The 17,014-nt window shown below is 46.0% G+C and carries 17 protein-coding genes; 10 read left to right on the forward strand and 7 right to left on the reverse strand.

The window, feature by feature from the left end; translation table 11 throughout:
• The first annotated feature begins 157 nt into the window (after positions 1-157).
• Genes ICE90_RS07450 through ICE90_RS07475 form a run of 6 tightly spaced genes read left to right on the forward strand, consistent with a single transcriptional unit; the run spans position 158 to position 4,961 of the window.
• Positions 158-910 carry a transporter substrate-binding domain-containing protein gene (locus tag ICE90_RS07450; RefSeq protein WP_215320391.1) on the forward strand — a complete coding sequence of 251 codons (753 nt, stop codon included), beginning with the start codon at positions 158-160 and terminating at the stop codon, positions 908-910.
• Between the two features lie 20 nt (positions 911-930).
• Complete coding sequence (locus tag ICE90_RS07455; RefSeq protein WP_216191776.1) at positions 931-1,590, forward strand: amino acid ABC transporter permease; 660 nt, start codon at positions 931-933, stop codon at positions 1,588-1,590.
• Positions 1,587-2,315, forward strand: a complete 729-nt coding sequence (locus tag ICE90_RS07460) for an amino acid ABC transporter ATP-binding protein (RefSeq protein WP_216191778.1) — start codon at positions 1,587-1,589, stop codon at positions 2,313-2,315. The genes ICE90_RS07455 and ICE90_RS07460 overlap by 4 nt, the downstream gene beginning before the upstream one ends.
• A gap of 2 nt (positions 2,316-2,317) precedes the next feature.
• The gene (locus ICE90_RS07465; protein WP_216191780.1) at positions 2,318-2,989 is read left to right on the forward strand and encodes an amino acid ABC transporter permease; all 672 of its coding nucleotides are present in this window, start codon (positions 2,318-2,320) and stop codon (positions 2,987-2,989) included.
• A 37-nt stretch (positions 2,990-3,026) separates the two neighbouring features.
• Positions 3,027-4,466 (forward strand): amino acid permease, encoded by a 1,440-nt coding sequence (locus ICE90_RS07470; RefSeq protein WP_216191782.1) that lies wholly within the window; start codon positions 3,027-3,029, stop codon positions 4,464-4,466.
• A 6-nt stretch (positions 4,467-4,472) separates the two neighbouring features.
• A complete protein-coding gene (locus ICE90_RS07475) occupies positions 4,473-4,961 on the forward strand; it encodes a cupin domain-containing protein (RefSeq protein ID WP_216191784.1) in 489 nt (162 codons plus the stop codon).
• 25 nt (positions 4,962-4,986) lie between these two features.
• On the opposite strand, the gene panC is transcribed toward ICE90_RS07475, so the two are convergent.
• The 4 genes from panC to metG all read right to left on the reverse strand — a co-directional run bounded on the left by panC (position 4,987) and on the right by metG (position 8,653).
• Positions 4,987-5,838 (reverse strand): pantoate--beta-alanine ligase, encoded by an 852-nt coding sequence (gene panC, locus ICE90_RS07480; RefSeq protein ID WP_215320378.1) that lies wholly within the window; start codon positions 5,836-5,838, stop codon positions 4,987-4,989.
• Positions 5,835-6,698: a ScpA family protein gene (locus ICE90_RS07485; protein ID WP_215320375.1), complete on the reverse strand. Its 864-nt coding sequence runs from the start codon at positions 6,696-6,698 to the stop codon at positions 5,835-5,837. Before ICE90_RS07485 ends, panC begins: the two co-directional genes overlap by 4 nt.
• The gene (locus tag ICE90_RS07490; RefSeq protein WP_215320373.1) at positions 6,691-6,879 is read right to left on the reverse strand and encodes a DUF3460 family protein; all 189 of its coding nucleotides are present in this window, start codon (positions 6,877-6,879) and stop codon (positions 6,691-6,693) included. The genes ICE90_RS07485 and ICE90_RS07490 overlap by 8 nt, the downstream gene beginning before the upstream one ends.
• Positions 6,880-6,982: 103 nt before the next feature.
• On the reverse strand, positions 6,983-8,653 hold the full coding sequence (gene metG, locus ICE90_RS07495; RefSeq protein ID WP_216191786.1) for a methionine--tRNA ligase: 1,671 nt from the start codon (positions 8,651-8,653) through the stop codon (positions 6,983-6,985).
• 161 nt (positions 8,654-8,814) lie between these two features.
• On the opposite strand from metG, the gene ICE90_RS07500 reads away from it, so the two are divergent.
• Genes ICE90_RS07500 through ICE90_RS07515 form a run of 4 tightly spaced genes read left to right on the forward strand, consistent with a single transcriptional unit; the run spans position 8,815 to position 13,455 of the window.
• Complete coding sequence (locus ICE90_RS07500) at positions 8,815-9,657, forward strand: formate dehydrogenase accessory sulfurtransferase FdhD (protein WP_216191788.1); 843 nt, start codon at positions 8,815-8,817, stop codon at positions 9,655-9,657.
• 40 nt (positions 9,658-9,697) lie between these two features.
• Positions 9,698-10,264 (forward strand): dCTP deaminase, encoded by a 567-nt coding sequence (gene dcd / locus ICE90_RS07505; RefSeq protein ID WP_216191790.1) that lies wholly within the window; start codon positions 9,698-9,700, stop codon positions 10,262-10,264.
• A 12-nt stretch (positions 10,265-10,276) separates the two neighbouring features.
• Positions 10,277-11,191 carry an ion channel gene (locus ICE90_RS07510; protein WP_216155698.1) on the forward strand — a complete coding sequence of 305 codons (915 nt, stop codon included), beginning with the start codon at positions 10,277-10,279 and terminating at the stop codon, positions 11,189-11,191.
• Positions 11,188-13,455: an arginine/lysine/ornithine decarboxylase gene (locus ICE90_RS07515; protein ID WP_216191792.1), complete on the forward strand. Its 2,268-nt coding sequence runs from the start codon at positions 11,188-11,190 to the stop codon at positions 13,453-13,455. Before ICE90_RS07510 ends, ICE90_RS07515 begins: the two co-directional genes overlap by 4 nt.
• A gap of 45 nt (positions 13,456-13,500) precedes the next feature.
• Here the strand turns inward: ICE90_RS07515 and ICE90_RS07520 are convergent, their stop codons facing one another.
• The 3 genes from ICE90_RS07520 to argH are packed head-to-tail and all read right to left on the reverse strand — an operon-like array spanning position 13,501 to position 17,002.
• Positions 13,501-15,030, reverse strand: coding sequence for a TRAP transporter large permease subunit (locus ICE90_RS07520; protein ID WP_216191794.1), 1,530 nt, complete (start codon positions 15,028-15,030; stop codon positions 13,501-13,503).
• Positions 15,027-15,578 carry a TRAP transporter small permease subunit gene (locus ICE90_RS07525; protein WP_216191796.1) on the reverse strand — a complete coding sequence of 184 codons (552 nt, stop codon included), beginning with the start codon at positions 15,576-15,578 and terminating at the stop codon, positions 15,027-15,029. The genes ICE90_RS07520 and ICE90_RS07525 overlap by 4 nt, the downstream gene beginning before the upstream one ends.
• Before the next feature lie 5 nt (positions 15,579-15,583).
• Positions 15,584-17,002, reverse strand: a complete 1,419-nt coding sequence (argH, locus tag ICE90_RS07530; protein ID WP_216155689.1) for an argininosuccinate lyase — start codon at positions 17,000-17,002, stop codon at positions 15,584-15,586.
• Between the last annotated feature and the right edge of the window lie 12 nt (positions 17,003-17,014).

Here is a 17,014-nt window from a genome sequence, read left to right on the forward strand (position 1 = left end):
CTGCCAAAGAATCATCATTTGCAAACAGCCTTTCTGCCAATACCTTTTGATGAAATACTTTTCATTGTGCCGCTTCTGATCTTGGTGCATTATTGGTCAGATTTACGGAATATTTTTAAGCTTAATTGCCCCGATTTTTACTACAAGGATTTTGTCTATGAAACGCCGATTTTTGCTATTACTGATTTGTGCCCTAAGCCTAGGAATGGTTGCCTGCTCTAAGGGGACGAATTCAAGTGAAATTAAGGTAGCCGTATCGCCTGCGTCACCACCAATGCTATTTGATCAAAATGGTCAGATTGTTGGCGTCGATATGGATATTTTCCAGGGCTATTGCAAATCCCGTGGCTGCACTTTAAAAGTAACTCCTTATGATTGGCAGGGAATGCTTGGTGCTGTTTCAAGCGGTCAAGCCGATGTTGCCTTTTCTGGCATCTCAATCACGGATAAGCGCAAAGAGGCGATGGATTTTTCTCAGCCTTATTACGATAACTCTTGGCATCTCGTAAGTCTTAAAAGTAAGAACATTAAGATTACGGACTTAAATCAACTCAAGAAATATTCGATTGGCTACCCGCGTGGTATGGCCTATGATGACTTAATCAGAAATGAGCTGGAACCTAAGGGTTACTACTCTTTGAGTAAGGTAAAGCTTTATCCCTCATATGCTGAGGTGGTAACTGATCTGCAGAATGGCAATATTGATTTAGCATTTATTGAAGAGCCCGTGTTCTTAAATTACGAAAACAAGCTAAAGCTTCCATTGGAAAGTGCCTATGTATTCAAGGGTTACGATAAGTTGGGATTTGCTTTTGCCAAGGGCTCCAAGTTACGTGATGACTTTGATAAGTACTTAACGGAGTTAGGGCCAGAAAAAATTCAAGCGATCTTAGATAAGTGGATGAAGTAATCCTCTAGTAAAAGTTCGTCATGAGTCTTTTAGGTATTCTGCTAGAACTCTGTAAGGGTGTTGTCTACACCGTTATCGTGACATTGGTTTGTAGTATGACCGGCCTTGTTGTCGGTCTACTCCTTTCTAGCCTACATAGACTCTCTATCAGAAGCGTTTCTTTTCTAATTGATATCTATACCTACATCTTTCGTGGTGTTCCAGTACTCGTTCTCCTATTCATGGTGTACTTTGGTCTTCCTGGGACAGGTATTAAGCCGCCACCCTTAATGGCGATGGCGCTTAGTCTGGGTTTGGTAGGCGGCGCCTACTTAACGGAAGTCTTTCGTGGGGCATTTAATTCTGTCGATCCAGCTGAAATAGTTGCTGCACGGGCAATGGGCATGAGTCGTATCCAGGTGCTTCGATATATTGAAATTCCACAGATGCTCCGTTTCTCCATTCCCGGCATGGTCAATGAATTTACTTCCGTGCTGAAATATTCTCCTTTTGCTTATACCGTAGGTATTCCAGAAATCACTAAGGAAGCCATGACATTAACAGCCAACACCCTAAAGGGAATTGATGTTTATCTGATGGTTGGAGTTCTTTATTTTGTGATTTATCGGATCTTATTATTCGGCGTTCAGTTGATTCAAAAACATTATGAGATTCCAGACATGAAAGAAGTTGCTGTATGACGGTGATTTCCATTCGAGACCTCGCTAAGGAATTTGAGGGTCATTTAGTTCTCTCTGGGATTAACCTAGACTTGCAGCAAGGTGAGGTGAAGGTCCTGATGGGCTCTTCTGGAAGCGGAAAATCAACCCTCTTGAGGTGCTTAAATCGCTTAGTAGAGCCTACCTCCGGATCAATTCAGTTCAAGGGTAATGAGATCTTGGGCCCCAATGTAGATGTGCGGCAATTACGCAAGCAAATTGGCTTTGTGTTTCAGCAATTTGCTTTGTATAGCCATCTCACTGCCTTAGAAAATGTCACATTAGCATTGCGTAAATTAGAGGGTATGGGGCTTAAAGAAGCCAATGAGAAGGCTTTACATGAGTTGTCTCGATTTGAGATGACGTCCCATCAAAGTAAGTACCCATCTCAATTATCCGGTGGACAGAAGCAGCGCGTTGCTATTGCACGAGCTTTAGCGATGGACCCAGCCGTATTGCTGTTGGATGAGCCAACCTCAGCACTCGATCCCATCATGTCTCGCGATGTTGGAGATCTCATAAATCGCCTGCATCGCAATGGAATCACCATGATTTGTGTAACTCATGACTTGGGTTTGGCAAGCGCCATTTCAGATCGGGTGCTATTTTTGGATAGGGGTGTTATTCGTGCAGATGAGCGTATTGATGTTCTTGCGAATAATCATTCCGACCCAGAGCTACGAGCTTTTTTTGGTAAGAGAGAGTAGTCATGGCAGGATCTTGGAGCGGTTTTGAGCGTGACCTTCTTGAGCAGATGCCGCTCATATTGGCTGGACTTTCTAATACCCTCCAATTAGCAGTTGTTATTAGTGTTACGGGATTTTTATTAGGTGTTTTTGTCTTCTATCTGACGCTCAGTAAAAATGTCCTTATCCGCAATGCCATTAATAGCTACATTTCCTTTTTTATCGGCATGCCTTTGATCGTGCTTTTATTCTTAATGTATTACGGACTTCCACAGTGGGGGGTTCGATTGAATCCTTTCACAGTTGCAGTGATCGGATTTACCTTAAATGTGGCTGCTTACAATGCTGCATATCTAAAGACGGCGTTTAATGGCCTGGATAAGACTCAGTTAGAGGCCGCTAGGGCACAAGGCTTTAGGCCGTCACAGGTATTTTGCTTGATTACTCTGCCGCAAGTGTTGCGTACTTCAGTGCCGGCATTAACCAACCAAGTGATAGGCAACCTCAAAGATAGCTCGATTACGTTTTTGATTCAGTACACCGAGTTTTTTGCTCGAATGCAGGAGTTAGCTTCCACTAATTTTCAGTTTTTCAAAGCCTACTTACTCACCGCTTTGGTGTATTTACTCTTAGTTTCCATTATTGTCTTGGTTGCCAGAATGATTGAGCGACGGGTGCTAATGCCGATTAACTGAATTCAGCTAAATTTGTTTTACCAGAAATTGGATTTGTATGGAAAGTCATCATAAATTAGAGCGCGGTTTAGGTCAGCGACAAATCGAAATGATCGCTATCGGTGGCTGTATTGGCACCGGCTTATTTATGGGCTCTGGAAAGACCATATCGATTGCTGGCCCCAGCATCATTTTGATTTATGCCATCATTGGCTGCATCTTATATTTTGTGATGCGAGCTATGGGAGAGTTGCTCCTATCGAACCTCAATTACAAATCCTTTGTTGATTTTTCTGAAGACTTACTGGGGCCGTCAGCAGGATTTTTTATGGGCTGGACGTATTGGTTTGCTTGGATCGTTGCTGCGATTGCTGAGATTATTGCGATTACTGGCTATATTGCTTTCTGGTGGCCTAACTTACCCCCTTGGATATCCGCTCTTTCTATTGTGCTTTTATTGCTCGCCTTAAATATTCTTAGTGTTAAAGCATTTGGGGAGCTAGAGTTTTGGTTGGCTATCATCAAAGTCATTGCCATTATTAGTCTGATTGCTCTAGGGATTTACTTATGCATTACCGGTTTTGTTTCTCCGAGTGGGGTTACCGCTCATATCAGTAACCTATGGTCCTACGGAGGACTTTTTCCTAATGGGGTATCGGGCTTACTTGGTGGCTTACAGACCGCCATCTTCGCATTTGCTGGCATGGAAATCATTGGCACCATGATGGCAGAAACAAAGGATCCAGAGCGAATGCTGCCGGATGCGATTCATAAAATTCCCTTCCGCATCATGATTTTCTATATTGGCACTGTCATGGTTTTAATGATGGTGACTCCTTGGGTGGATATCTCTCCTGACGAAAGTCCTTTTGTGGGTATGTTTTCGCTGGTGGGAATGGTAAGTGCCGCATCCTTGATCAACGGAGTGGTGATTAGTTCGGCTACTTCATCGAGCAATAGCGGCATCTACGCCACATCGCGCATGGTATATGGCCTGGCAAAGAATCATCATGCGCCATCCATCTTTGGAAAGTTATCTTCCCATAAGACTCCTACTGGAGGCATCTTTTTTGGAACGGGGCTTGTGCTATCGGCATCCCTCATACTGACAACCACACAGTCCATGATGAGCGCATTTGAATTGGTTGGTAGCGTAACAGCTATTCTCTTTATTTATATTTGGTCGATGATTTTGTTTGCCTATCTTGCGTATCGCAAGCGTTTACCCCAAGTTCATGATGAGTCGAAGTTTAAGACTCCTCTGGGTAAAACGATGGTTTATGTTGCATTTATATTTTTTGCTATTGTCATCTACGCTCTAGGCCTGAATGAGAACACACGCATTGCGCTGTACTTCTTGCCATTATGGTTTGTGCTGCTTGGTTTCTTCTACTGGTTTAAGACTCGTAGAAGCCTGAATCAGAAAGCGTTGATAGCAGCCTTTAAGAAAAAAGTCATCGAGCAAAATGCTGCTGCAAAAATATATAGAGCTCGATAGAGACATATGCAAACAGTGAATGCCTTAGTTGAGACTCTCAAGCTTCTGCGGCACCCTGAGGGTGGCTTTTATCGAGAAATGTATCGATCGCCAACCCTTGTTAGTGCTGATGGCGCGGGACATAAGAGCGCCTATACCAGTATTTATTATCTTCTGGCGGGTGAAGACTTTTCATCATGGCATCGCATTAAATCGGATGAGACTTGGTACTTTCATAGCGGCTGCGATGTCATCATCCACTTTTTTGATGAAAACAAAGAACTTCAAACCATTCAACTGGGGCTAAATTCGAAATGCTTGCAGGCCACTATTCCGGCCAATACTTGGTTTGCTGCCAAACCTATACATCAAGACTCGTTTTGCTTAGTTAGCTGTGCTGTAGCACCCGGATTTGAATTTGCAGATTTTGAAATTGGTCAGCGTGACAGCTTGTTAAGAGGGTTTGGTCACTCTGCACATAACATCAAAGCTATTGAGATCCTTACAAGGGCTTGATCAATATCTCGACCGACCCCAAGACTTAGATTTCGAGGTTATCAATCAAACGCGTTTTACCCAGCTTAGCTGCTGTCAGAATGACGAGGGGCTCATCAGCTTGCAGTTGCTCATTGCTTGCAGGTGCTAAGTCGCTTTGTTGACGAATGGCGATATAGTCCGGTTGCCAACCGCGTTTAGCTAAAGAGGCAACCGCTGCTTTTTCAATCTCAGAGATGGATTGACTGTTGCGATTGTTGAGTTGCAGCACGCGTTCACGAACTTCTTTTAAAGCTTTCATGAGTTCTGGAGCCTCTGCGCGCTCTTCAACTGAGAGGTAGCCATTGCGAGAGGAGAGGGCAAGGCCATCTTCTGCACGAATGGTTTCACCAGGAATAATGTCGACTGGTAGGGCAAACTGCTTAGCCATCTGACGAATGATCATCAGTTGTTGATAATCTTTTTTACCAAATATGGCAACCTTGGGCTGCACGCAAGAAAAGAGCTTTAATACAACAGTACAAACCCCCTTGAAGAAGCCTGGACGGAACTCGCCCTCAAGGATGTCGCCCAACTGCTGCGGTGGATCGACTCGATATTCTTGTGGCTGCGGATAAAGATCGCGCTCGGTAGGCGCAAATAAGATGTACACACCTTCTTTTTCAAGCTTATCAATATCCGCCTGCATAGTACGGGGGTAGCTATCGAAATCTTCGTTAGGACCAAACTGCAGGCGGTTCACAAAGATACTGGCTACTACAGGGTCACCATGTTGTCTTGCTAGGCGCATCAGCGAGAGGTGGCCTTCGTGAAGGTTACCCATCGTTGGAACAAACGAGGCACGGTTTTGACCTCTTAGATGGTCACGTAACTCTTGAATGTCACTGATGATTTTCATGCAACAGGTGTGTAGGCGAGACGCACATAAATTGGGGCATACGGCTCAGCTTGAGTAATTTCTACCAAAGCTTCACGTGAGAGTTCAAGCATTGCAATAAAGTTGACGATGACCACAGGAACACCTTTACCAGACTTGATAGCGTCTTCAAACAATTCACCAAACTCTACAAATTTAGTGCTTTGTAGGCGGCGCAAAATGCGCGTCATAAAGTCACGAACGGATAATTCTTCACGAGTAATCGTATGATGCTGAGTGAGTTTGGCGCGATGTAAAACGTCACGCCAAGCCATTTGCAAGTCTTCTACATTGACATCTGGCCACGCAATGGCGACGGTGGTATCCACGTAACCGTGTGCTACTTGGAAATCACGCCCTTGCTGTGGAATCTGATCGAGCTCTTGCGCTGCTAACTTCATACGCTCGTACTCTAAGAGGCGACGCACTAATTCTGCGCGCGGATCTTCTACTTCTTCTTCGCTATCTGCCTTCTTCATTGGCAGGAGCATGCGAGACTTAATTTCAATCAACATGGCGGCCATGAGTAGATACTCGGCTGCCAGTTCAAGGTTGTGATGGCGGATTTGATCAACATAGCTCAGGTACTGCTGAGTAACCTGTGCCATCGGAATATCGAGAACATTGAAGTTCTGTTTGCGAATCAAGTACAGCAATAGATCTAATGGACCTTCAAATGCCTCTAGAAAAACCTCTAAAGCATCTGGTGGAATATAAAGATCGGTAGGGAGCTTGAAAAGCGGTTCGCCATAGAGCTTGGCGAAAGCAGCCGACATTCCATCGGTAACTGATGGAGTGCTATCTAGTAAATCCGACATCGGCTGTGCGCTAGGCTCAGTCATTCGAATACACGTAGGCGCGTTGCTTGAGTTTTGCAGCTTTTGCGCGGCGCTGGTCTTCAACGCTTAATGGCTCTTTATCCCAAAGCAGGGCGCGACCAGCTTGCTGTTCGGCTTCGAGGTTTGGATGCTCTGTTTTGAGTTCAGTTAAGAACTGGGTGATTTCAGATTGATATCTTGCCATGGCATTTCCTAAAATACTCAATAAATTCAATAACTTATGAAATTAATCCGAAAAGTTATCTAGGGACTACAACTGCCATTATAGGTGCTTTTTAGGGCTATTTTTACAAGTTTGCAGCCAGCAAAGCCTCAATTTGAGGGGCTTCAACCCGGGTCATGAGGTGCTTATAGGGCTTGATAGGGTTCTTACTGGAAAGCGGGGTATTAATGTCTGACCAGGAAAGGGGTGGCAAGGAGAAGAATTCTTCAACTCCAGCTGCTACATGAGGAATCACTGGCTTAAGGTACAGACTCATCATCCGGAATGCCTCCAGGGTAATACTGCAAACTCGCTGTAAATCTGCTTCACGTTCTGGATCTTTAGCGATTTCCCACGGCTTGTTCTCATCTACAAAGCCGTTAACTTTGTCAGCCAACTCCATCACGGTACGCAATGCTTTTGCATATTCGCGTCCCTCATAGAGTTCAGCAATTTTTTCGCTAGCACCAGCAATCTCTTTGAGTAGTGGATTACTCATCGCTTCATCAGAAACTACGCCATCAAATCGCTTCACTAAGAAGCCTGCGCTACGACTTGCAATGTTGATGTACTTACCGAGTAAGTCACTATTCACTCGTGCAACAAAGTCTTGAAGATTTAAATCTAAATCTTCCGTGCTGTCATTGAGCTTAGTTGCGAAGTAGTAGCGGAACCACTCAGGATTAAAGCCGCACTCAATCACGCTATTGGCGGATATTAAAGTGCCGCGTGACTTACTCATCTTCTCGCCATCAACCGTTAAGAAGCCATGAGCAAATACATTGGTTGGCGTGCGATAACCGGCAAACTTCAAAGTAGCAGGCCAGAATAAGGTGTGGAAATACAGAATATCTTTGCCGATGAAATGGTATTGCTCGGTAGTAGTATCTGGCTTAACCCACTCATCAAAATTAAGGCCTTTAGCTTGGCAGTAATTGAGGAAGCTAGCGTAATAGCCAATCGGGGCATCAAGCCACACATAAAAGTACTTACCTGGTGCATCCGGGATCTCAAACCCGAAATACGGGGCATCGCGGGAGATATCCCAGTCGCCCAGCTTGCTTTCGCCAGGCTGGCCAACCCATTCTTTCATCTTATTTCGAGCTTCGGGCTGCAGCGGTGTTTTAACTTGCGTCCAGTCGCGTAAGAATTCTTCGCAACGTGGATCAGACAGCTTAAAGAAGTAGTGATCCGAAATCTTTTTAATAGGTGTTGCACCACTCACTACTGAGAAAGGATTCTTTAAATCAGTAGGTGAATACGTTGCACCACACTTTTCGCAGTTATCACCATACTGATCTTTAGCGCCGCACTTAGGGCACTCGCCTTTGATGAAGCGATCCGGTAAGAACATTTCTTTAACAGGATCGTAAGCTTGCTCAATCGCACGCTTCTCAATCAAGCCAGCATCACGCAGCTTGAGATAAATACTTTGCGCTAACTTCTCATTCTCGGGACTATCTGTGGTGTAGTAGTTATCAAACGAGATGAGGAAGTTATCAAAGTCGCGCTTATGTTCTTTCCAAACATTAGCAATGAGTTCTTTAGGGGTGATGCCTTCTTTTTCAGCGCGCAACATGATGGGGGTGCCATGTGTGTCATCAGCGCCAACATAGTGAACCTCATGACCACGCATTCTCTGAAAGCGCACCCAAATATCGGTCTGCACGTATTCCACCAAATGGCCGATATGGATCTGACCATTAGCATACGGCAGTGCGGAGGTAACAAGAAGGCGGCGTTGAGAACTGCTCATGTAATGCGGACTTAAATAAGAATGTAAGAAGGTTAAATAGGGTGCAGCACTCAATTATGCTGGCTAATGCAGTGATTTTAGTCTGCGGTTAAAGTAAAGCTCCGCGGAGTGTTCTTAAACCCCGATAAAATTGAGTTTCGCCCGACCTTAGAGAGTATTTTATGGCAGTAAAACCAACCATTCAGATGTCTTGTGCCTCCGTGCCCTTGGTGCACGAGGTCGAGGTCTTGGATGAGCTGGGACGCCTTAAAACTACCCATATTCCTGGGGAGCGCCCTTTAACCATATATTTGGATAAGCGTGAAGTGGTGACGCTGATGACTTTGGGGAGTGCCCCAGAAGCATTGGTCTTAGGTTACCTGCGTAATCAGCGCCTTGTGGAGTCTTCTGATGACATTGAAAGTATTCAGGTTGATTGGGAGACCGATTCAGCCGCTGTTAAAACCCGGCGGAGTACGGTAGATATTGATGCCCTGACGAGCAAGCGGGTAGTAACGACAGGTTGCGGTCAGGGAACCATGTTTGGTGGTTTGATTGAGGAGATGGATACGATTCAGCTTCCCGAAGGTCCGGCGCTATCCCAGGAGGCAATAGTTGCCTTGATTGACTCCATTCGGATTCACGACTCGATTTATAAGAAGTCCGGCTCGGTTCATGCCTGTGCAGTTTTTGAGCGAGACGGCAATGAAGGTGTACGCCTCCTCCACTTCATTGAGGATGTGGGTCGGCATAATGCGGTTGACTCGATTTCTGGTTTGATGTGGTTGGCCAATAAACCTGGCAAGGATTTGATTTTCTTTACTACTGGGCGCCTGACCTCGGAGATGGTGATCAAGGGGGCTCAGATGGGTATTCCTTTCCTTCTGACCCGCTCGGGCGTGACCTTGATGGGTCTGGAGCTGGCGCGTAAAACCAATCTCACCATCCTCTCTCGCTGCTCTGGCAAACACTTTGAGATCTATAACGCCCCGGAGAGGGTCGTTTTTAGCCAAAAACCCCTATAAATTCGTCGGTAGGTGAGGGCGAAGGTTTTACAATTCGGTCATGACTATTAAATCAGACCACTGGATCCGCCGCATGGGCGAGCAAGGCATGATCAGCCCATTTGAGCCTGGACAAGTTCGCCAAGACGCCGCCGGCAACAAAATTGTTAGTTATGGCACTTCAAGTTATGGCTATGACATTCGTTGTGCAGACGAATTCAAAATCTTTACGAATATCAATAGCACCATTGTTGATCCGAAGAATTTCGATGAACAATCCTTCGTCGACTTCAAGGGTGATGTTTGCATCATTCCACCAAATTCTTTTGCATTGGCAAGAACGGTTGAGTACTTCAAGATTCCGCGCAGCGTATTAACCGTTTGCGTTGGTAAGAGTACTTATGCTCGCTGCGGCATTATTGTGAACGTCACTCCATTTGAACCTGAGTGGGAAGGCTATGTCACTTTAGAGTTTTCAAACACCACACCATTGCCTGCCAAAATTTATGCGGGTGAAGGTTGTGCACAAGTACTCTTCTTTGAGAGTGACGAAGTCTGTGGCACATCATATAAAGATCGCGGTGGTAAGTATCAAGGTCAGCAGGGCGTTACCCTGCCTAAGACCTAAGCCATTACGGCAGTGCGTAAATTTCTATTTAATCGCCGTCCATCGCGGATTAATCTAGAAGAATATCGCGCTTCGCTCTCGCGCTCAGAAATGGCGCGACCAGAGAATAATTTCTACCATTGGCTGCTAGGTACTACCTGGACTAGCTTTATGTTACTAGTTGTCTTTGTATATCTCGGCACAAACCTTTTATTTGCTTTTGCATATATCGCATGTGGGGATGGCGCGATTACTAATTCACGATCAGACTCTCTGTTAGACGTCTTTTTCTTTAGTGTGCAAACCATGGCAACTATCGGCTATGGCCGAATGACTCCGGTTGGTAGTTGGCCTAATGCGATTGTGACGTTTGAAGCATTTTTTGGGATTGTGTACTCCGCATTAACTACGGGTCTGGCCTTTGCGCGCTTTACCAGGCCTACTGCAGGTATACGTTTCTCTAAAGTAGCCGTGGTTGGTAATCATGACGGCATCAAGACATTGAAGTTCCGAGTAGCCAATGATCGCAGCTCCCATATTGTGGAGGCGCAGTTACGCTTATGGCTCATTGCAGAAAGTATGACAACCGAGGGTGAGCGCTATCGTCGATCCGTTGAATTGCAGCTCCATCGCTCCGAGAGTCCAGTCTTTTCCTTGACCTGGACGGCGATGCATAGCGTAGATGAGGCAAGTCCACTAAAAGATTTCTTGGGTAAAGCGGAATTAAATGGCCATTGGCACCTTTTGATTACCTTTACGGGGTATCACGAGAGCTTAGCCAATCAAGTCTATGCCCGCCATGTTTACTTACCAAGAGATGTGCAGCAAAATGCGACTTTTGTCGATATAGTCACGGTTTCGCCAGACGGCGGCCGGATAATAGATTTAGCCAACTTTGAGAAGTGGGTTCCGAATGTCTCGGATAAATTAGCAGGGGAGTTTTTATGAAATTTCGTTTTCCAATCATCATTATTGATGAAGACTTCCGCTCCGAAAATATTTCGGGCTCGGGAATTCGTGACCTCGCTGAGGCGATTGAGAATGAAGGCATGGAAGTTATTGGTTTAACTAGCTATGGTGACCTAACTTCATTTGCTCAGCAAGCTTCTCGTGCATCATCATTCATCGTCTCTATTGATGATGAGGAGTTTGATGCTGACTCTGAAGATAATGATCTTCCAGCATTAAATAACTTGCGCGCTTTTATTACTGAAGTGCGTAAACGTAATGAAGATATCCCTATCTTCTTGTATGGCGAGACACGTACCTCACGTCATATGCCCAATGACATCTTGCGCGAGTTGCACGGTTTCATTCATATGAATGAAGACACTCCAGAATTCGTGGCACGTCATATTATTCGTGAAGCCAAGGTGTATTTGGATTCTCTGGCTCCTCCATTTTTCCGTGCGTTAACTAACTATGCCTCTGAAGGGTCTTATTCTTGGCATTGCCCAGGTCACTCTGGTGGTGTTGCTTTCTTAAAGAGCCCGGTAGGACGAATGTTCCATCAGTTCTTTGGTGAGAATATGTTGCGCGCTGACGTCTGTAACGCCGTGGAAGAGCTGGGTCAACTTCTGGACCATACGGGCCCAGTGCTGCAGAGCGAGCGCAATGCGGCACGCATCTTCAATGCCGATCATTTGTTCTTCGTTACCAATGGCACATCGACATCAAACAAGATTGTTTGGCACTCTACGGTTGCTCCTGGCGACGTGGTCCTAGTTGACCGTAATTGTCATAAGTCTGTGATTCATTCCATCACCATGATGGGCGCGATTCCTATCTTCTTGATGCCTACTCGTAATCACTTGGGCATTATTGGCCCAATCCCGAAAGAAGAGTTTGAGTGGAAAAACATCAAGAAGAAAATTGATGCAAATCCGTTCATTAAGGACAAGAATGTCGTGCCACGTGTTATGACGCTCACACAAAGTACTTATGACGGCATTGTTTATAACGTTGAGATGATTAAAGAGATGCTGGATGGCAAGGTAGACTCCTTGCATTTCGATGAGGCATGGTTGCCGCATGCCGCCTTCCATCCTTTCTATAAAGACATGCATGCCATTGGTTCGGATCGTAAGCGTACAAAGAAGAGTTTGATGTTCGCAACTCAGTCCACCCACAAGTTACTGGCTGGTTTATCCCAGGCATCACAGGTGTTGGTACAGGATGCTGAAGATACTAAGTTGGATCGTGATTGCTTCAATGAAGCCTACTTAATGCATACCTCTACCAGTCCTCAGTACGCCATCATTGCTTCATGCGACGTTTCTGCGGCCATGATGGAGTCTCCTGGCGGCACGACGCTAGTTGAAGAGTCTATTGCTGAAGCAATGGACTTCCGCCGCGCGATGCGCGAGGTGGATGATAAGTTTGGCGCTGACTGGTGGTTCAAGGTCTGGGGCCCGGATCACTTAGCGGAGGAGGGGATTGGCGAGCGCTCTGATTGGATCTTGGAGCCATCTGCTGCTTGGCATGACTTTGGCAAATTAGCCAAAGACTTCAACATGCTTGATCCTATTAAGGCTACAGTGGTTACGCCTGGTTTGGATATCGAAGGTAACTTTGGCTCTATGGGCATTCCTGCAAGTATTGTGACTAAGTATCTTGCTGAGCATGGCGTAATCGTAGAGAAGTGCGGTCTCTACTCCTTCTTCATCATGTTCACGATCGGCATTACTAAAGGCCGTTGGAACACGCTTGTAACCGAGCTACAGCAATTCAAGGATCACTTTGATAAAAATGCACCCTTGTGGAAGGTATTGCCTGAGTTTGTCGCCAAACACCCACGCTACGAGCGCGTTGGCTTAAAAGATATTTGCCAACAAATTCATGAGTTCTATAAGGGTCGTGATGTGGCACGCATGACTACTGAGATGTATACCTCAGATATGGTTCCTGCCATGATGCCTTCAGAGGCATGGGCAAAGATGGCACACAAAGAAGTAGATCGTGTGCCGCTGGATCAATTGGAGGGGCGTGTAACTGCCATGTTGGTTACTCCTTATCCTCCGGGCATTCCGCTTCTGATTCCGGGGGAGCGCTTTAACAAACGCATCATTGACTACCTCTACTTCGCTAGAGACTTCAATGAGAAGTTCCCTGGATTTGAGACGGATATCCATGGACTCGTTAAAGCTAGCATCGATGGTAAGAGCGAGTACTACGTGGATTGCGTAAGGCAAGAGCGCGACATTACTCTGTAATCAACTCATATTTTGTATTAAAACGCCTCGTACTTGCGGGGCGTTTTATTTTGCCGGCTTATCCAGCTGAAACGTCACCGGAGCATCCTCATCTACCTTGGTTGTGGATGTATCGGGCTTGCTTTCTTCCCCGGTGAAATTAAAGTCTTGGCTTTGAACTACAGCAGCAGGCTTATCTAGGAGAGTTGTAACTAAGGCCGGGAATACCATCACCAGCACAACCATTACTAGCTGTAGACCTACCCAAGGCAGGGCACCCCAATAGATATCACTACTCTTCACTTCTTTCGGTGCTACACCTCTGAGGTAGAAAAGGGCAAAACCAAACGGCGGATGCATAAAAGAAGTCTGCATATTCACACAGAGCATGACCCCAAACCACACTAGTGCTGCACTGGCTGCTGCTTGAGGATTGCCATTCATGGAATCGAGCAATACCGGTGAAAGTAATTTCACTGCTACTGGTGCCAACATCGGCACCACGATGAAGGCGATTTCAAAGAAGTCTAAGAAGAAAGCTAGGAAGAAAACAAATAAATTAACGACGATCAGAAAGCCAATCCAACCACCAGGAAGATTGGAGAAAAGCTCTTCTACCCAGAAGCCACCATCTATTCCTTGAAAGACGACAGAGAAGCAAGTAGATCCAATTAGAATAAAAACCACCATGGCAGTAATACGCATGGTGTTTTGATAAGCCTCTTGTACCAATCCTTTGAGATTAGGAATGCTTGCACGGCGTAGCCAAGCGAGAAGAAGTGCACCCATTGCACCCATAGCACCCGATTCTGTAGGGGTGGCAATACCAGTCATGATGGTGCCCAGAACCAGGAAGATCAGGACCGCTGATGGGATGATTCCTAGGAGGCATTTTTTCCAAAGGGCCCAGCCTTTAAGTGTGAGATCGCTTTCAGGTACAGGCGGCAGATAGTCGGGGCGAACACGACTCAGGAAGAATGTATATAGAGCAAAGAGGGCGATCTGCAAAAGCGATGGACCCCATGCGCCGAGATACATGCTGCCCACATCTGCACTGCCGCTTTGTGTTTTAAGTTGGTCCGCCAACACAATCAATACCAATGATGGGGGCACCAGCTGCGTAATCGTTCCAGAGGCCGCTAAAACGCCTGTAGCGTAGCGCATGTTGTAGCCGTAACGAATCATCACCGGCAAAGAAATCATTGCCATAGCGATCACCTGAGCAGCGACAGTGCCAGTGATGGCACCCAAGATAAAGCCAACGATGATGATGGAGTAACCAAGGCCGCCACGAACGCGCCCAAACAGTTGGCCCATCGAGTCGAGCATTTCTTCTGCGAGGCCGCAGCGCTCTAAAATAGCGCCCATGAAAGTGAAGAAGGGAATGGCTAGCAGTAGATCATTGGCGAGCACGCTACCAAAGATGCGTTGCGGAATAGCTTGCAAAAATGGGAGGCCAAAGAAGCCTTCGCCAATCGCAATGGCTGAGAAAAATAATCCCGCAGCCATTAAAGAGAATGCAACCGGGAAGCCGATTAACATAAAGACAATCAGCCCACCAAACATCAAGGGTGGCATCCACTCTAATGGAATCATTGCATCGGCTTTTCGTAATGGAGATCTTCGGCGGGGAGGGTTGTATTACCCTGTAACGCGCTGATACGCTTAATGATTTCTGACACACCTTGCAGGCTCAGCATCAAAAACCCAAAGGGTACTACAAACTTAATGGGGTAACGTGCTAAGCCACCAGAGTTCAGTGAATGCTCCGTTACCAGCCATGATGGGTAAAAGAGTGTTGTCCAGGAGAGCCAAGCAAATAAGAGGCAGGCTGGCATTAAAAAGAATGCCAAGCCAAAAAGATCAACCCACAAGCGCCCGCGATCAGAAAGTTGTGAGTAAATTAAATCTACCCTGACATGTTCATTGCGTTTGAGTGTGTAAGACGTGCCGAGCATAACTGCAGCAGCGAAGAGATACCATTGAAGTTCTAATGGCCAGTTGTTGCTGACATCGAATCCATAGCGCAGCAGGGCATTGAGTGCTGAAACGACACAAGACAGCAAAATCATGATGCTGGCTGCCTTGCCCAGAAGCTGGTTTACGTAGTCAATCCCCGCAGAGAGTTTGGACCAAAACCCCATGCACTTTAAAGGTCTGCGCGACCCCGTTTAATAGCAGCGAGAACCTGCTCCGGGGCGGTACCACCAGCATGTTGGCGTGATTGCACTGATCCATCAACGGTGAGTAATGCAAACACATCATCGCTAATCAGTTCAGGGCGGTTATCTAAACCACATGCAAAACGCAACTCAGAAAGACTGAGGTCGGTAAGCATACAGTTTCTGCCAACACAGGCCTTAACGGCATGGGCCACTGCTTCATGGGCATCGCGGAAAGCCAAACCTTTTTTAACCAAATAGTCAGCCAAGTCGGTTGCTGTTGCAAAACCTTCTTCAGCAGCCTTCTTCATTACTTCTGCTTTCACTTCAATATGCGGAACCATGTCAGCAAAAATACGCAAGGTATCTTGCACAGTATCTACTGCATCAAACAGAGGTTCTTTATCTTCTTGGTTATCTTTGTTGTAGGCCAGTGGTTGACCCTTCATAAGGGTCAACAAAGAAATCAGATCGCCATATACACGGCCAGTCTTACCACGGGCTAATTCTGGAACATCCGGATTTTTCTTTTGCGGCATGATCGAGCTGCCAGTGCAGAAGCGATCTGGTAGATCGATGAAACCAAAGCGTGGGCTCAGCCATAAGATCAACTCTTCAGACAGGCGCGATACGTGCATCATCAAAATTGATGAGAAGGCGCAGAACTCAATCGCAAAGTCACGATCAGAGACAGCGTCTAATGAGTTATTGCAGATACCATCAAAGCCTAAGGTCTTAGCCACTTGTTCACGATCGATCGGATAGGTGGTGCCAGCTAATGCTGCTGCACCTAAAGGCAGGCGATTGAAACGAGCACGCAAATCTACTAAGCGACTGGCATCACGACTAAACATTTCATAGTAGGCCATCAAGTGATGACCAAAAGTAATCGGTTGCGCAACTTGCAAATGCGTATGACCTGGCATGATCGTGGAAGCATGCTTTTCAGCTAAATCCAATAGTGCAAGACGGAGAGATTTAAGGGTGACAGCAATATCATCAACATTGCTACGCAACCATAGGCGCAAATCAGTCGCTACTTGGTCATTACGTGAACGACCGGTATGCAAACGCTTGCCAGCATCGCCTACCAATGCTGTTAAGCGCGCTTCGATGTTCAGGTGCACATCTTCTAGTGCTAATTGCCAATTAAACTGCCCTGATTCGATTTCACTCTTAATTTGAGCCATGCCCCTTTGAATATCGGCCAAATCTTGGCTGCTAATAATCTTTTGGGTAGCCAGCATTTCAGCATGGGCTAAGGAGCCGGCAATATCAACCATTGCAAAGCGTTGATCAAAGCCAATAGAGGCGGTATAACGCTGAACGAGTTCGTCGACAGGTTCTGCAAAACGGGCCGACCAAGCTTGGGCTTTGTTGGCTAAGGAATTATTTGATGAGCTCATAAACACAGTATA

This window comes from Polynucleobacter sp. AP-RePozz3-80-G7 (assembly GCF_018882145.1).
In the GTDB taxonomy this organism is placed as follows: domain Bacteria; phylum Pseudomonadota; class Gammaproteobacteria; order Burkholderiales; family Burkholderiaceae; genus Polynucleobacter.

What these genes read in the sequence shown, in the direction of transcription:
- ICE90_RS07450 (WP_215320391.1), top strand. Translation starts at nt 158, where the DNA reads ATGAAACGCCGATTTTTGCTATTACTGATTTGTGCCCTAAGCCTAGGA.
- ICE90_RS07455 (WP_216191776.1), top strand. Translation starts at nt 931, where the DNA reads ATGAGTCTTTTAGGTATTCTGCTAGAACTCTGTAAGGGTGTTGTCTAC.
- ICE90_RS07460 (WP_216191778.1), top strand. Translation starts at nt 1,587, where the DNA reads ATGACGGTGATTTCCATTCGAGACCTCGCTAAGGAATTTGAGGGTCAT.
- ICE90_RS07465 (WP_216191780.1), top strand. Translation starts at nt 2,318, where the DNA reads ATGGCAGGATCTTGGAGCGGTTTTGAGCGTGACCTTCTTGAGCAGATG.
- ICE90_RS07470 (WP_216191782.1), top strand. Translation starts at nt 3,027, where the DNA reads ATGGAAAGTCATCATAAATTAGAGCGCGGTTTAGGTCAGCGACAAATC.
- ICE90_RS07475 (WP_216191784.1), top strand. Translation starts at nt 4,473, where the DNA reads ATGCAAACAGTGAATGCCTTAGTTGAGACTCTCAAGCTTCTGCGGCAC.
- panC (WP_215320378.1), bottom strand. Translation starts at nt 5,838, where the DNA reads ATGAAAATCATCAGTGACATTCAAGAGTTACGTGACCATCTAAGAGGT.
- ICE90_RS07485 (WP_215320375.1), bottom strand. Translation starts at nt 6,698, where the DNA reads ATGACTGAGCCTAGCGCACAGCCGATGTCGGATTTACTAGATAGCACT.
- ICE90_RS07490 (WP_215320373.1), bottom strand. Translation starts at nt 6,879, where the DNA reads ATGGCAAGATATCAATCTGAAATCACCCAGTTCTTAACTGAACTCAAA.
- metG (WP_216191786.1), bottom strand. Translation starts at nt 8,653, where the DNA reads ATGAGCAGTTCTCAACGCCGCCTTCTTGTTACCTCCGCACTGCCGTAT.
- ICE90_RS07500 (WP_216191788.1), top strand. Translation starts at nt 8,815, where the DNA reads ATGGCAGTAAAACCAACCATTCAGATGTCTTGTGCCTCCGTGCCCTTG.
- dcd (WP_216191790.1), top strand. Translation starts at nt 9,698, where the DNA reads ATGACTATTAAATCAGACCACTGGATCCGCCGCATGGGCGAGCAAGGC.
- ICE90_RS07515 (WP_216191792.1), top strand. Translation starts at nt 11,188, where the DNA reads ATGAAATTTCGTTTTCCAATCATCATTATTGATGAAGACTTCCGCTCC.
- ICE90_RS07520 (WP_216191794.1), bottom strand. Translation starts at nt 15,030, where the DNA reads ATGATTCCATTAGAGTGGATGCCACCCTTGATGTTTGGTGGGCTGATT.
- ICE90_RS07525 (WP_216191796.1), bottom strand. Translation starts at nt 15,578, where the DNA reads ATGGGGTTTTGGTCCAAACTCTCTGCGGGGATTGACTACGTAAACCAG.
- argH (WP_216155689.1), bottom strand. Translation starts at nt 17,002, where the DNA reads ATGAGCTCATCAAATAATTCCTTAGCCAACAAAGCCCAAGCTTGGTCG.